Origin of the sequence: Reyranella sp. (genome assembly GCF_965279625.1) — a bacterium.
In the GTDB taxonomy this organism is placed as follows: domain Bacteria; phylum Pseudomonadota; class Alphaproteobacteria; order Reyranellales; family Reyranellaceae; genus Reyranella.
The window spans coordinates 4,693,691-4,708,112 of record NZ_OZ257251.1 but is presented as its reverse complement, the minus strand read 5'-3'; the positions used below and the strand labels follow the sequence as shown (position 1 = coordinate 4,708,112).

The 14,422-nt window shown below is 66.6% G+C and carries 14 protein-coding genes; 9 read left to right on the top strand and 5 right to left on the bottom strand.

What is annotated here, in order from left to right:
- Positions 1–49 precede the first annotated feature (49 nt).
- Together ACQY78_RS22870 and ACQY78_RS22865 are read right to left on the bottom strand one after the other, a co-directional pair.
- Positions 50–481, bottom strand: a complete 432-nt coding sequence (locus ACQY78_RS22870; protein WP_428679150.1) for a universal stress protein — start codon at positions 479–481, stop codon at positions 50–52.
- Positions 482–486: 5 nt separating this feature from the next.
- A complete protein-coding gene (locus ACQY78_RS22865) occupies positions 487–1,215 on the bottom strand; it encodes a TerC family protein (protein ID WP_428679148.1) in 729 nt (242 codons plus the stop codon).
- A gap of 120 nt (positions 1,216–1,335) precedes the next feature.
- Between ACQY78_RS22865 and gpt the strand changes: the two genes are divergently transcribed.
- The 5 genes from gpt (at position 1,336) to ACQY78_RS22840 (ending at position 6,979) form a co-directional block, all read left to right on the top strand.
- Positions 1,336–1,839: a xanthine phosphoribosyltransferase gene (gene gpt, locus ACQY78_RS22860; RefSeq protein WP_428679145.1), complete on the top strand. Its 504-nt coding sequence runs from the start codon at positions 1,336–1,338 to the stop codon at positions 1,837–1,839.
- Between the two features lie 160 nt (positions 1,840–1,999).
- Complete coding sequence (locus ACQY78_RS22855; RefSeq protein WP_428679142.1) at positions 2,000–3,013, top strand: zinc-dependent alcohol dehydrogenase family protein; 1,014 nt, start codon at positions 2,000–2,002, stop codon at positions 3,011–3,013.
- 12 nt (positions 3,014–3,025) lie between these two features.
- Positions 3,026–4,012 (top strand): Bug family tripartite tricarboxylate transporter substrate binding protein, encoded by a 987-nt coding sequence (locus ACQY78_RS22850; RefSeq protein ID WP_428679139.1) that lies wholly within the window; start codon positions 3,026–3,028, stop codon positions 4,010–4,012.
- An 8-nt stretch (positions 4,013–4,020) separates the two neighbouring features.
- Positions 4,021–6,057 carry a bifunctional aldolase/short-chain dehydrogenase gene (locus ACQY78_RS22845; RefSeq protein WP_428679136.1) on the top strand — a complete coding sequence of 679 codons (2,037 nt, stop codon included), beginning with the start codon at positions 4,021–4,023 and terminating at the stop codon, positions 6,055–6,057.
- Between the two features lie 25 nt (positions 6,058–6,082).
- Entirely contained in the window at positions 6,083–6,979 is an 897-nt protein-coding gene (locus tag ACQY78_RS22840) for a TauD/TfdA dioxygenase family protein (protein WP_428679133.1), read from the top strand.
- Positions 6,980–7,148: 169 nt separating this feature from the next.
- On the opposite strand, the gene ACQY78_RS22835 is transcribed toward ACQY78_RS22840, so the two are convergent.
- On the bottom strand, positions 7,149–7,790 hold the full coding sequence (locus ACQY78_RS22835; RefSeq protein ID WP_428679130.1) for a glutathione S-transferase family protein: 642 nt from the start codon (positions 7,788–7,790) through the stop codon (positions 7,149–7,151).
- A 64-nt stretch (positions 7,791–7,854) separates the two neighbouring features.
- Here ACQY78_RS22835 and ACQY78_RS22830 point away from each other — a divergent pair, with 64 nt between their 5' ends.
- Together ACQY78_RS22830 and ACQY78_RS22825 are read left to right on the top strand one after the other, a co-directional pair.
- On the top strand, positions 7,855–8,883 hold the full coding sequence (locus tag ACQY78_RS22830; protein WP_428679127.1) for an aldo/keto reductase: 1,029 nt from the start codon (positions 7,855–7,857) through the stop codon (positions 8,881–8,883).
- Positions 8,884–8,893: 10 nt separating this feature from the next.
- Positions 8,894–9,721, top strand: coding sequence for an amidohydrolase family protein (locus ACQY78_RS22825; protein WP_428679124.1), 828 nt, complete (start codon positions 8,894–8,896; stop codon positions 9,719–9,721).
- Between the two features lie 365 nt (positions 9,722–10,086).
- On the opposite strand, the gene ACQY78_RS22820 is transcribed toward ACQY78_RS22825, so the two are convergent.
- Together ACQY78_RS22820 and ACQY78_RS22815 are read right to left on the bottom strand one after the other, a co-directional pair.
- Positions 10,087–10,548 (bottom strand): CHRD domain-containing protein, encoded by a 462-nt coding sequence (locus ACQY78_RS22820; RefSeq protein ID WP_428679121.1) that lies wholly within the window; start codon positions 10,546–10,548, stop codon positions 10,087–10,089.
- Between the two features lie 46 nt (positions 10,549–10,594).
- Complete coding sequence (locus tag ACQY78_RS22815; RefSeq protein ID WP_428679118.1) at positions 10,595–12,340, bottom strand: FAD-dependent oxidoreductase; 1,746 nt, start codon at positions 12,338–12,340, stop codon at positions 10,595–10,597.
- Positions 12,341–12,426: 86 nt separating this feature from the next.
- Between ACQY78_RS22815 and ACQY78_RS22810 the strand changes: the two genes are divergently transcribed.
- The gene (locus ACQY78_RS22810) at positions 12,427–13,566 is read left to right on the top strand and encodes an amidohydrolase family protein (protein ID WP_428679115.1); all 1,140 of its coding nucleotides are present in this window, start codon (positions 12,427–12,429) and stop codon (positions 13,564–13,566) included.
- A gap of 1 nt (position 13,567) precedes the next feature.
- On the top strand, positions 13,568–14,416 hold the full coding sequence (locus ACQY78_RS22805; protein WP_428679113.1) for a DMT family transporter: 849 nt from the start codon (positions 13,568–13,570) through the stop codon (positions 14,414–14,416).
- The last annotated feature ends 6 nt before the right edge of the window (positions 14,417–14,422 follow it).

Below are 14,422 nucleotides of genomic sequence, written 5' to 3'. Positions count from 1 at the left end.
CGCGGTCCTCCTGCAGGGCCCGCGTTCTACGCCGTCCCGGTCGAGATGGCTACTTGACGAGCGTGACGGGTACCTTGGAGTGGGCAATCACGTCCTGCGCGACCGAGCCCATCAGCACGCCGGCGAGTCCGGTGTGGCCCCGCGTGCCCAGAACCACCAGGCCGGCGCCCACCTTGTTCACGAAGTCGGCGACGATCTCACCCTGCCGGCCGACGCCGATATGGGTTTTCGCCGTCACCCCGGCCTTGCCCGCCAGCGCAACCGCCGAGGCGAGCGCCTTCTGGCCTTCCTCACGGTGGTGCGAATCGATCTGCTCGCGCGACACGAAAGTCGAGACGGCGCCGCCGACGCTCGGCTGCACGTTCAGCAGGTGCAGCTCGGCCGCGCAGCCGGTGGCGACCATGTCGAGCGCATGCTGGACCGCGCGATCGGAGGTCTCCGAACCGTCGACCGCGACGAGGATGGCATTGATCTTGTGCATGGTCGCTACTCCTTGCCCTTGTCGGTCGCGAGATCCACCGGATCGTGTTCACGATGCTTCTGCTTCGCCCGGTACTGCAGGAAGTAACCGACGGCCACGACCAGCACCGCGCAGCCGACTTCCATGATCGTCTTGGCATGCGGCGTGATGGCGGTGAGCTTGGCGGCGTAGCCCGGATCGGTGGCCAGCACCTCGCCCGCGATCCAGCCCAGCAGCGCGCCGCCGGCGATGACGATGACCGGGAAGCGGTTGAGCAGGGCCATGATCAGCGTGGCGCCGAACACGATCAGCGGGATGGAAATGATGAGACCCAGCACCATCAGCGTCGTGTCGCCCTTGGCGGCGGCGGCGATGGCGATGGCGTTGTCGAGGCTCATCACCGCGTCGGCGATGATGATGGTGCGGACGGCCGAGCCCAGCGAGCTGGCGGCCTTCACGCCGTCCTCGTTCTCTTCCTCGCCCTGCACCAGCTTGACGCCGATCCATAGCAGCAGGAGGCCGCCGCAGAGCTTCAGGAACGGAATCGACAACAGGTAGTCGACGATCAGGACGAAGAGGATTCGCAGCAGAATGGCGCCGCCGCTGCCGATGATGATGGCCGGCCGCTGGTGCTTCTTCTCCAGGTTCCGGCAGGCCAGCGCGATGACGAGCGCGTTGTCGCCCGAAAGGATGATGTTCACCAGAATGATCTGGGTCAGGCCGCTCCAGAAAGCGGGCGTCAGCTCAAATCCCATTTGCAGCGGTCCCCTGCCGAATTTCCCTGTGGCCTATGCTTCTAAGCTTCGGCCGAAGGTGTTAGTGCAGCCCTCACGAAGGGGCAAGCCAAACCGGACAGGGTCCAGGGACGAAATCGCATGGCGGGAAGCGCGGGCTACAACAGGATGTTCCCCGTCTCGTGGACGGAACTGCATCGCGACGCCCGGGCGCTCGCCTGGCGGCTGGCCGACCTGGGACCGTTCAAGGGCCTGGTCGCGATCACCCGCGGCGGCCTCGTGCCGGCGGCAATTGTCGCACGCGAACTGAACCTCCGGCTGATCGACACGGTCTGCTGCTCGACCTACGACCGCATGGAGCGCGGCGCCAAGGTCGAGCTGCTGAAGGGCACGTCCGCAGAGCACGAGAAGGGCGCCGGCTGGCTGATCGTCGACGACCTTGTTGACACCGGCGTCACCGCCCGCGCCGTGCGCGCCATGCTGCCAGAGGCCCATTTCGCCACGGTCTATGCAAAGCCCGCCGGCCGTCCGGTGGTCGACAGTTATGTAACCGAAGTCAGCCAGGACACCTGGATCCTGTTCCCCTGGGACCAGGAGGCCGTCATGGCCAAGACCATCATCGAGCTGAAGGGCGACGCCAAGTGACGATGGCACACCCCGGCTGCACCACCACCATTGTCATCCCGAGCGCAGCGAGGGACCTTTACTGGCATCCACGAAAGGTCCTTCGCTGCGCTCAGGATGACAGTGTGCGGGACGTCATAATGTGCGCCATTCAAGCGCCTGCGCTTACAGGAGCCACCCCATGAAGTGCTACGTCATCCCCGCCCCCAAGGGCATCGACTCGCTCACCCTGGCCGAGCGGCCGGATCCGACGCCGGGGCCTCGGCAGGTGCTGGTGCGGGTCATGGCGACCTCGCTGAACTACCGCGACCTGCTCACCATCGAGGCGCAGTATGCGCGCTCGGCGCCCAAGCCCGACCTGATCCCGCTGTCGGACGGCGCGGGCGAGGTCGTCGCTGTCGGACCGGGTGTGAACCGGGTCAAGGTCGGCGACCGGATCGCGGGCTGCTTCATGCAGCGCTGGTTCGGCGGCGCCATCAGTGAGAGCGCCATGCCCTCCGCCATGGGCGGCGCGATCGACGGCATGCTGACCGAACTCGCGGTGCTGGAAGAAGAAGGCGTCGTGAAGCTGCCGGCGCATCTCAGCTACGAGGAAGGCGCCACCCTCCCCTGCGCCGCCGTCACGGCGTGGAACGCCCTGGTCGAGATCGGCCATATCAAGGCGGGCGACGTGGTGCAGATCCAGGGCACCGGCGGCGTCTCGATCTTCGCGCTGCAGTTCGCCCGCATGTTCGGCGCCCGCGTCATCGGCACCTCGAGCTCCGCCGCCAAGGCCGAACGGCTGAAGCAGATGGGCGCCGAGGCGGTGGTTGACTACAAGACGACGCCGGACTGGGATCAGGAAACGCTGAAGCTGACCGGCGGCCGCGGCGCCGACATCACGGTCGAGGTCGGCGGCGCCGGCACGCTGCCGCGCTCTTTCCTGGCGACCCGGTTGGGCGGCTCGATCGCGGTGATCGGGCTGCTGTCGGGCATGGCGACTCTCGATCCCATGCCGATCCTGCGGCGCAACCTCAAGGTCCAGGGCCTCTATGTCGGCAGCACGCAGATGTTCGAGGCAATGGACCGCGCGATCGAGGCGAACGGCCTGAAGCCCGTCATCGACAAGGTGTTTCCGTTCGCCGAAGCCCAGGCCGCCTACCGGCACCTCAAGAGCCAAAAGCATTTCGGCAAGATCGTCATTTCACACGCCTAGGAAGCAGATTTCATGATCAAGCGTCGTCTGTTCAGCGCCGGCCTGCTCGCCGCGCCCTTCGTGAAGCCCGCCTTTGCCCAGAACGCACAATCGCCCTGGCAACCGTCCGGTCCGATCAAAATGGTCGTGGCCTATCCGGCCGGCGGCCCGACCGACGTGATCGCGCGCATCGTCGCCGCCGACATCTCGGGCCCGCTCGGCCAGCAGGTCGTGGTCGAGAACGTCTCGGGCGGCGCCGGGGCCATCGGCACGCGCGCCGTCGCCAAGGCCAAGCCGGACGGGCAGACGATCACGTTCGGCAACAACCAGACCCACGGCAACAACATGTTCATGTTGAAGGAGCCGGGCTACGACGCTGTGAAGGACTTCGCGCCGCTGGCCGGCGCCGGCGCCTTCGAGCATGTCTTCGTCGTGCGCAACGACCTGCCGGTGAAGAACATCCAGGAGCTGATCGCGCTCGCCAAAGCCAAGCCCGGCGAGCTGAACTACGGCTCCACCGGTATCGGCTCGGGCTCGCACCTCTCGACCGAACTGTTCATGGCCCGCACCGGCATCAAGATGACCCAGGTGCCCTATCGCGGCGCGCCGCCGCTGGTGCAGGACCTGGTCGGCGGCCGCATCGACATCTCCAATTCGACGCTGCCCAGCGTTCTCGCCCAGATCAAGGCCGGGACGATCCGCGCCATCGCGATCGGCAGCGCCAAGCGCAATCCGCAGCTGCCCGATGTCCCGACGCTCGAGGAGCAGGGCGTGACCGGCGCCAACGCCTCGTCGTGGGCCGCCTTCTTCGCGCCGGCGGCGACGCCGCAACCCGCGCTCGACCGCCTCTCGGGCGAGATCATGAAGAGCCTGCAGAAGCCCGAGGTCATCGAGAAGATCGACAAGCTCGGCTTCACCGTAGAACCGCGCGACCCCGCGCAGTTCAAGCCCTACCAGGAGCAGGAGATCGCGACCTGGGTGAAGATCGCCAAGGATGCCGGGATCGAGCCGGGAGAATAGGCAGCGCCATGAAGAACCTCTGGTCCGACGACGACGCCAAGCAAGCCATCGCCAGCCACGCCGCCAAAGGCATCGGCGAGGACCTGGCCCTGCGGGTCTACACGACCCGCCTGCTGGGCGGTGAGCCGAAGCTGGTGCTCCACGGTGGCGGCAACACCTCGGTGAAGACGCGCATGGCCGACGTCACCGGGCAGGCGCTCGACGTGCTCTGCGTCAAGGGCAGTGGCTGGGACATGGGCACGATCGAGGCGCCGGGCCTGCCGGCCGTCCGCCTCGCGCCGCTGCGCGAGCTGGAGGGGCTGCAGGCGCTCAGCGACGAGGACATGGTGAACGTCCAGCGCGCCAACCTGCTCGACAGCAAGGCGCCCAACCCGTCGGTCGAGACGCTGCTGCACGCGTTCTTGGCCCACAAGTTCATCGACCATACGCATTCCAATGCGGTGCTAGCGCTGACCGACCAGCCCGACGGCGCCGAGCTGGCGGCCGATCTCTACGGCAAGCGCGCGGCGCTGGTCCCCTACGTCATGCCGGGCTTTGCGCTCGCCAAGAAGACCGCCGAGATCGCGCGCGCGAACCCCGACGTCGAGGGGCTGATCCTGCTGAAGCACGGCATCTTCTCGATGGGCGCGACGGCGGAGGAAGCCTATGTCCGCATGATCGATCTCGTGACGATGGCCGAGCAGCGTCTCGCCAAGGCCACGCGCAAGATCTTCCCGGGCGCCACCCTGCCCGCAACGCCGGCGACGGCCGCCGAGATCGCGCCGATCCTGCGCGGACTGTTCTCGCTGCCCGCCAAGGCCGGCGGCCGCGAGGCAGCCCAACGGTTCGTCTTCGAGTTCCGCAGCTCGCCGGAGATCCTGGCCTATGTGAACGGCAGGGAGATCGCGCGCTACAGCCAGCAGGGCCCGGTGACTCCCGACCATGCGATCCGCACCAAGAACGTGGCCTTCGTCGCGCCGGCGCCGGAAGCCGGCAAGCTCGACGCGTTCACGAGCGAGGCGAAGGCCGCGCTCGAAAAGTTCGCCGCCGACTATCACGCCTATTTCTCGCGCTACAACGGCAAGCAGATCACGGCGAAGAAGGAACTCGACCCGATCCCGCGCGTCGCGCTGGTGCCCGGCGTCGGCCTGTTCGGCATCGGCAACACGTCGAAGGATGCCAAGATCGCGGCCGATCTCGCGGAGACGACGGTGGCGGTGATCGCCGATGCCGAGAGGCTCGGCACCTACGAGTGCATCCCCGAGCCCGACATCTTCGACATCGAATACTGGTCGCTCGAACAGGCCAAGCTCAGCGCCGCGGCCGAGAAGCCGCTGGCGCGGCGCATCGTGGTCGTGACCGGTGGGGCGTCGGGGATCGGGGCCGCGACCGCTTCCGCCTTCGCGCGCGAGGGCGCCGAGGTCGCGGTGCTCGATCGCGACGTCTCCAAGGTGAAAGGCTTCGCCGTCGCCTGCGACGTGACCGATCCGAAGTCGGTGCGTGCCGCGTTCGACAAGGTCGCGGCGACTTTCGGCGGCGTCGACATCGTGGTCTCCAACGCCGGCGCGGCCTGGCAGGGCCGCATCGGCGACGTCGACGAGGCCGTATTGCGTAAGAGCTTCGAGCTCAATTTCTGGGCGCACCAGAGCGTGGCACAGAACGCGGTCCGCATCATGCGCACCCAGGGCCTGGGCGGCTGCCTGCTGTTCAACACCTCCAAGCAGGCGGTGAATCCCGGACCGGACTTCGGCCCCTATGGCCTGCCCAAGGCCGCGACCCTGTTCCTGATGCGCCAGTACGCGCTCGACCATGGCGCCGACGGCATCCGTGCCAATGCCGTGAACGCCGACCGCATCCGCACGGGTCTCCTGACGGACGAAATGATCGCCCAGCGGTCCAAGGCGCGGGGTCTCAGCGAGGCCGACTATATGGGCGGCAACCTGCTCGGCCTCGAGGTGACGGCGGACGATGTCGCACAGGCTTTCGTTTCGCTGGCCAAAGCGGCGAAGACGACGGGCGCTGTCACGACCGTGGACGGTGGTAATATCGCGGCCGCCCTGCGCTAGGGTTCCTCACCCAAGGGAGGTCCTGTTGCCGATCGAGACGCGTCCCCTCCAGCCGCTCCACCCCCTCTTCGCCGGCGAGATGACCGGCATCGATGCGACGCGGCCGCTGACGCCGGCCGATGTCGCCGCGATCGAGGCCGGCATGGACAAGTATGCCGTGCTCGTCCTGCCCGGCCAGGACATGACCGACGAGCAGCAGCTCGCCTTCACGCGCAATTTCGGTCCGCTGCAGGCAGGCGCCAACACGGCCGTCACTGCGGCCGACATGCGCCTGCACGATGCCTTCGCCGACGTCTCCAACCTCGACAAGGAGAACAGGAAGCTGGAGCGCGACGACCGCCGCCGCATGGCCGCCCTCGGCAACCGGCTGTGGCACTCCGACGCCACCTTCCGCGTGGTGCCCGCCCGCTACTCGCTGCTGAGCGGCCGCATCGTGACCCGCGACGGCGGCAACACCGAGTTCGCCGACATGCGCGCCGCCTACGACGCGCTCGACGAGGCCACGAAGAAAGAGATCGAGGACCTGGTCTGCGAGCACTCGCTGATCTATTCGCGCGGCCAGCTCGGCTTCACCAACTTCACCGACGAGGAACGCCACCGCATGAAGCCGGTGCTGCACAAGCTGGTACGCACGCATCCGGTGACGGGCGCCAAGTCGCTGCTCATGTCGGCGCATATCGGCGCCATCGTCGGCTGGCCGAGGCCCGAAGCCATGGCCTTCATCCGCGACCTGATGGAACACGCGACCCAGCCGCAGTTCGTCTACGTCCACCGCTGGACGAAGCATGACTTCGTGATCTGGGACAACCGCACGACCATGCACCGCGTCCGCCGCTTCGACGACCTCAACATCGTCCGCGACATGCGCCGCACCACGACCATGAGCGAAGGCCCGACGGTCGAAGGGCAGCAGGCGGCTTAGGACGCGTCGACCGTCTCCCGCTTTCCGCCCCCTCACCTCATCCTTCCAGACGGTCGCGAAGCGACCGTCTGGAAGGATGGGCAACAAATGCGGTGCTCGTGCCCACCCTTCGAGACGCGCTCCTGCGGAGCGCTCCTCAGGGTGAGGTCGTTGTTGGGGTATCGTGGAGTTAACGCCCCTCGAACTCCGTATCCTTCTTCGGGATCAGGTCGTAGGGCAGCGCGAAGCCCGGCAGCGCCTTGATCCGCTCGCGCCACGCGGCGAGATTGGGTCGCGAATCGATCGACAGGCCGCCTTCGTGGGCGAAGACCATGCGGCCCCAGCAGCCGATGTCCGCGATCGAGCAGGCATCGCCCACCAGCCATTCGCGGCCGGCCAGAGACCTGTCGGCGAAGTCGAGCGCCGCCTCGGCACCCGGCCGGAAGAAGTTCACGATGTCCTGCGACACGTCGGGCCGGAAGCGCGCGAAATGACGGACGCGGGCCACGTTGGTGATGGCATCGTTCTCCCACGACAGCCACTCGCGCGCCTGCCAGCGATGCTGCTCGGTCTTCGGCTCGAAGTGTCCGGTCGTGCGCGCGAGATAGTCGAGGATCACGTTCGACATCACCAGCGTGAGGCCGCGATGGCGCAGCACCGGCACCTGGCCGTAGCGGTTGATCGCGAGGTGCGCGGCTTCCTTCTGCACGCCGTTCTTCAGGTTGACCGTGCGGAACGAGAACGGCAGGCCCGAGAGCGCGAGGAAGAGCATCGGCTTGTAGCTCGAGCTCGACGTGAAACTGCCGTGCAGAACGAGGCGCTCGTCGCTCATTTGATCTCCTGTGGCTTTGGCCGGAGGCAATTCGTACTCTCCCCCGTCCTCGGAGGAAACGAACATGACAGCGCTCAAGCGCCGGCAGGTCGGGAAAACGAAACTGGAAGTCACCGAGATCGGGCTCGGCGGGGCACCGATGGGTGGCTTTCGCGCCACCATCTCCGATGCGGAGGCGGTGCAGCTCACCAACGACGGATACGATTCCGGGATCCGCTACTTCGACACCTCGCCGTTCTACGGCTACGGCCGCAGCGAGTTGCGCATGGGTGCAGCGCTGCGGGAGAAGCCGCGCGACAGCTACGTGCTCTCGACCAAGATCGGCCGGATCCTGCATGTCCGGAAACCGGGCGAAGTGCTGCCCAAGGACTTCCGCGAGAACGGCCTGCCGGGCTTCGTGCCCCAGTTCGACTATACCTATGACGGCGTGATGCGTTCGCTGGAGCATTCGCACTTCCGGCTCGGCCTCGACAGGATCGACATCGCGCTGGTCCATGACGTCGATTTCTGGACGATCAAGGACCGCGCGATCCTCGACGAGCGCTTCAAGACCGTGATGGACTCGGGCTTCCGCGCGCTCGACGAGCTGCGAAAGGCCGGCGTCATCTCCGCCATCGGCGTCGGCATCAACGAAAGCGACACCAGCACACGCTTCGTCAAGGCCGGCGACTTCGATTGCATGCTGCTGGCCGGGCGCTACACGCTCCTGGAACAGGGCGCGCTGGAGGAGTTCCTGCCCGAATGCACAAAGCGCGGCGTCTCGGTGATCCTGGGCGGGCCGTACAATTCCGGCATCCTCACCGGCAACGTGAAGGCCGGCGCGACGCACGACTATGTCGCCGCGCCGCAGCCCCTGGTCGAGAAGGCGCAGAAGATCGAAGCGGTGTGCCAGCGGCACGGCGTGCCGCTCGGCGCCGCGGCGATGCAGTTCCCGCTGTTCCACCCCGCCTTCTGCTCCGTCATCCCGGGTGCGCTCAGCGTCGCGGAGGTGAAGCAGAACGTGGCCTACATGAACGTGAAGATCCCGGTCGAGCTGTGGAGCGAGCTCAAGCAGGAGAAACTGCTCGACGCCGCGGCACCGACCCCGAACTGAGGAAGCTCAAATGAAGATCGTCGACGCGCAGATCCACATCTGGTCGCAAACCGTGACGCCGCCTTCGGGCCTGCATCGCAAGGTCGAGAGCTTCACGGCCGAGCAGGCGCTGAAGGAGATGGACGAGGCCGGCGTCGCTGCGGCGCTGATCCATCCGCCCTACAGCTGGGATCCGACCTCCAACCAGCTCGCCCTCGACACCGCGCGGAAATATCCCGACCGCTTCGCGGTGATGGGCCAGTTCCCGCTGGAGGCCCCCGCGAGCCGCGAGCGCATCAAGGGCTGGCGCGACCAGCCCGGCATGATGGGCCTGCGCTGGGCGCTGCTGCAGCCGGCCGAGCAGAAGTGGCTGAACGACGGGCTGCTCGACTGGGTGTGGCCGGCCGCCGAAAAGGAAGGGATTCCGGTCGCCACGATGGGCGGCATCTTCCCCGACAAGTTCCGCGAGATCGCCGAGAAGCATCCCAACCTCAAGATGATCGTCGACCATTGCGGCCTCAACCGGCATGGCCAGGACGAGGAGGCCTTCATCCATCTCGACAAGCTGGTGGCGCTGGCCAAGCTGCCCAACGTCGCCGTCAAGGCCACCGGCGCGCCGCACTATTCGACCAAGGGCTATCCGTTCCGGAACATCCAGGACGGCCTGCACCGCATCTTCGACGCCTTCGGTCCCAAGCGCTTCTTCTGGGGCACCGACATCACCCGCATGCAATGCACCTACCGCCAGTGCGTGACCTTCTTCACCGAGGAACTGCCCTGGCTCAAGGGCCGCGACCTCGAGGACGTGATGGGCCGCGGCCTGTGCGAATGGATCGACTGGAAGCTGAAGTTCGATTGAGCGGATCGCCATCGCATTGAGGAATCGACATGAGTACTCCGCGAAAGAAGCTCACGACTGAAACGGAGGGCTGCGAGCAGCGGTCAATCGCCTACGATGTGCCTTTTGAGCAACCGCGCGTTCATGTGATGGAGGCCTATGAGCGCAGCCATGCAAAGTACGCCGATCTCTACAGAAAGCTGGCTCAGTAAGGTCGCCCATGCGCCCGGAATGCATAGTTCCACCAACGACTCCGTCGTCTCGACCGGAGCCGAGCGCAGCGAGGCGAAGTGGAGAGACCTGGTCTCGACCAATTGCCGGCATTTGGTGGAGCCAAGGTCTCTCCACTTCGCGCCTGCGGCGCTCCGGTCGAGACGACGGGAATGCTACTTCAGCGGCAGGATCTGCCCGCGGATCTCGCCGTCGGGGTACTTTTCGGTCAGGACGTTGACGTACCAGAGGCCGGTCAGGACTTCCTTGGCCTGCTGCTCGGTGAGGGCGACGCCGTCGTTCACGGTCGACCCGTCGGCATAAAACGGGATGTCGATCCAGACGACTTGCGCGGCGTTCTGGTCGGGCGCGGCGGGGCCGTAGAGACCGACCTGGCGGACGGGACCGCTCAGGCGCACCAGGTTGATCCTGTATTCCAGCACCTTGGTCGACGGCCGGTAGGTAGCGGTGAAATAGCCCTCGCCCTTGCTGTCGGTGGCCGGCACCTCGCGCGCACCGCTCAGGTCCGCGCGGAAGTCGGTCTTCGGCAGGTTGGGCTCGCCCATGTTGAACGAGCAGCCCGCGGCGGCCAGCAGGAGGCCGAGCGAGAGGACGAGGCGGCGGGTCGAGCGATGCATACTCTTCAGTCTACGTCGCGAGCCCGCCCGGCGTCCCCGCCCTCGATCACGCTTTGTGATGCACTGGCGTCCGGCCATAGACCGGCGTCGGCAGGCCCTCGAGGCGGGCCTTGAGCTGCAGCGACAGGAAGATCGAGTACAGTCGCGACTGCATCAGGTTGCCGCCGTGGAACCACAGGTTCTCCTGCGCCGTCGGCTTCCACATGTTGCGCAGCTCGCCTTCCCAAGGGCCAGGATCCTTGGCGGTGTCGGAGCCCAGGCCCCAGCACTTGCCCACCTTGTCGGCGACCTCGGGCGAGATCAGCTCGGCGGCCCACTGGTTCATCGAGCCGTATCCCGTCGCATAGACGACGAGGTCGGCCTTCAGCTCGGTGCCGTCGTTCAGCACGACCGACTCCTCGGTCAGGCGCTCGATCTCGACGCCGGACTTGAGCTTGATGCGGCCGTCGGCGATCAGCTCCGAGGCGCCGACATCGATGTAGTAGCCGGAGCCGCGACGCAGATACATCGGGCCGATGCCGGTATTGTCCTCGCCGAAGGTCAGCTTGAAGCCCGCCTTCTCCAGCCGCGCGTAGAAATCCGCATCGTCGCGCCGGATCTGCGCCATCACCGGCTGCGTCACCGTCGGCAGGGCGGCGTAGGGCATCGAGGCCGTGGTGAGATCGGCGATCTCGGTGGTGATGCCGGAGGCCACCGCCTCCTCCGAATAGAGCGGCCGGTTGCGCGCCAGCGTATCGGCGCGCACGACCAGGGTGGGCGAACGCTGCAGCAGGGTGACGTCGGCGCCGTGCTCCCACAGGTCGGCGGCGATGTCGTGCGCGGAATTGTTCGAGCCCACGACGACGCAGGTCTTGCCGGCCCAGCCTTCGCCGCCACGATGGTGGCTGGAATGATGCTGCTTGCCCTTGAAGCGTTCGGCGCCGGGAAAGGTCGGAATCTCCGGAAAGCCCGACATGCCGGTCGCGATGACGAGCTGCTTCGGCGTCAGCGTCACGTCCCGGCCGTCGCGTGCGACAACGACCGTCCACTCGCCCGTCTTCTCGTCGAACGACGAACTCTTGCACGTGGTCGACGACCAGTAATCGAGTTCCATGATCTTCGTGTAGGACTCAAGCCAGTCGCCCATCTTGTCCTTGGGCGTGTAGATCGGCCAGTGATCGGGGAACGGCAGGTACGGCAGATGGTCGTACCAGACCGGATCGTGCAGGCAGAGCGACTTGTAGCGATTGCGCCAGGCATCGCCCGGCCGCGGATTGCTGTCGACGATCAGGGTCGAAACACCAAGCCGCTTCAGGCGGGCGCCGAGCGCGATACCGCCCTGCCCGCCGCCGATCACCAGAACATAGGGCTGGCGGTCGTAGCCCAGCTCCTTCGCATCGGCCTTGCGGCGGTCGGTCCAGGTCACGCGATCCCTGAGGGCCCCGTGCTGCGTGCCATTCTCGCGCGACGGCCCCTTCTTCTCCTCGAAGCCCTTCAGCTCCATCAGTGCGGTGAAGAAGGTCCAGGCCTTGCCGTCCTTCAGACGGACATGCCCGGTGCCGCGGCCCTGCGCGGTCTCGAAGGTGAACCAGCCCGGCCGGCCTGACAGTTCGAAGGACTCGGGCTTCACATCGCCGAGGCGCGTCTTGAGCATCTCAGCAATCGCAGAGCGGCTCTCGAGCGTCACGATGTTCCAGGTGAAGGCGACGAGGTCGCGCCAGTAGCATTCGTCGGCGAACAGCGCCGTCGCAGCATCTATGTCCGATCGCTTCAACGCGGACGCAAATTCGGTAAGCCACTCGGTCTCGGTCATTGTCATCCCATTGCGACGGACATGCAGGCGGCGCACTCTAGAAGAAGGACGACTCCAGAGGAATGGGCGCCCGGGAGGAACCAACGATGAAATACGACGTGATTTCCGCGGATGGGCATATCGACCTGATCTGGCTGCCGCCGGATCTCTTCACCAGCAACGCACCCACATCGATGAAAGCGCGCATGCCGCATGTCATCGACGGCCCCAAGGGACCGGAATGGACCAGCGCCAACGGCGCGAAGTTCGGACTGGTCAACGGCATGGGCTCGGCGGGACGCGAATATGTGCCGGGCATCATCCACCGCTCCGACCGCATGGCCTCGACCGGCCTCTACAGCGACGGCAAGAAGGGCATCCGCCGCCTGACCGAGGTCGACCATCGCCTGAAGGACCAGGACCGCGACGGGGTGCAGGCCGAAGTGCTGTATGGCGTGCTGGGATCGAGTGGCCGGCTGAACGATCCGGAAGCCGCGATCGTCATGCTGCGCATCTACAACGACTGGCTCCACGAGTTCTGCACGCAGGCACCCGATCGTCTGGTCGGCCTGGCCAACATCCCCAACTACGACATGGACGAGTCGGTTACCGAGGCGATGCGCTGCGCCAGGCGCGGCGTGAAGGGGCTCGACATCGCCAACCGTCCCGACATGACGCCGCTCTGGGATCCGTTCTGGGAGCCGCTGTGGAAGTTCGGCCACGAGACCGGCATCCCGCTGCACTTCCACACGATCGGCGGCCGCTCGCCCGACGTCACCAGGTTCACCCCCGAAGTGCAGCGCCGCATCTTCGCCACCCACATCACCGGCTTCCAGATGCACATGAGCACCATGCTGATGTCGCTCATCTATTCGGGTGCGCCCGCGCGCTATCCCAACCTCAAGATCGTGATCGGCGAGGCCGGGCTCGGCTGGATCCCCTATGTGCTGCAGCACATGGACCTCGAATGGGAGGACCAGTTCCAGGACCTCGACCTCAAGATGAAGCCCTCGGAGTATTGGCACCGGCAGTTCTACGCCACCTACCAGACCGATCCGGTGGGCATCGAATTGCTGCGCCATCTCGGCGAGGACAATGTCATGTGGGGCTCGGACTACCCGCATCCCGACGGCATCTGGCCCGACAGCCAGGAGTTCCTTTCCAGGGAGCTCACGCAAGTCTCGGCCGAGACCAGGCGCAAGATCACGCGCGACAATGCGATGAAGCTCTACGGGCTTGCGAACTGAAATGGCCCGGGAGGGCGGAGCGGCGCGCACCGCGCTCCTGATCGTCTTCGCGATGCTGGCCTTCGCCGGCAACTCGCTGCTGTGTCGTGTGGCCTTGCGCGACACGTCGATCGACGCGGCGAGCTTCACCTCGATCCGCCTCGCCTCCGGCGCGCTCATCCTGTGGATCCTGCTGCGCTCACGTGGGAAGCAGCCGCTGGCGGCGGGCAGCTGGCCGATGGCGGCCATGCTGTTCGGCTACGCCGTCTGCTTCTCCTTCGCCTATCGCGACCTGACCGCCGCGACCGGCGCCCTGCTGCTGTTCGGCGCGGTACAGCTCACCATGACCGGCTACGGGCTGTTCGCCGGCGAGCGGCTCAAGGGCCTCCGCCTGCTGGGTGTGCTGATCGCCATCGCAGGCCTCGTCTGGCTGCTGCTGCCCGGTCTCTCGGCGCCGCCGCCGCTGGCGGCGGGGCTGATGCTGGCGGCCGGGCTCGCCTGGGGCATCTATTCCCTGCTGGGGCGCGGCGCCGGCGATGCCACCGCGGCGACCGGCGGCAATTTCATTCGCGCCGTGCCCTTCGCCGCGATCCTCAGCCTGGCGGCCGCGACGGGGACCAGCCCCGACCAGACCGGCCTGGTCTACGCAGTCCTGTCGGGCGCGGTGACGTCCGGGCTGGGCTATGTCCTGTGGTACGCGGCGCTGCCGGCGCTGTCCGCCACCTCGGCCGCGACGATACAGCTATGCGTGCCGGCCATTGCCGCGCTGGGGGGCGCGGTGCTACTCGCCGAGCCGATCACCGCGCGGCTGCTGCTCGCGTCGGCGGCCATCCTGGGCGGCATCGCGCTCACCATTCGCAAGAAGAGCTGAAGCAAG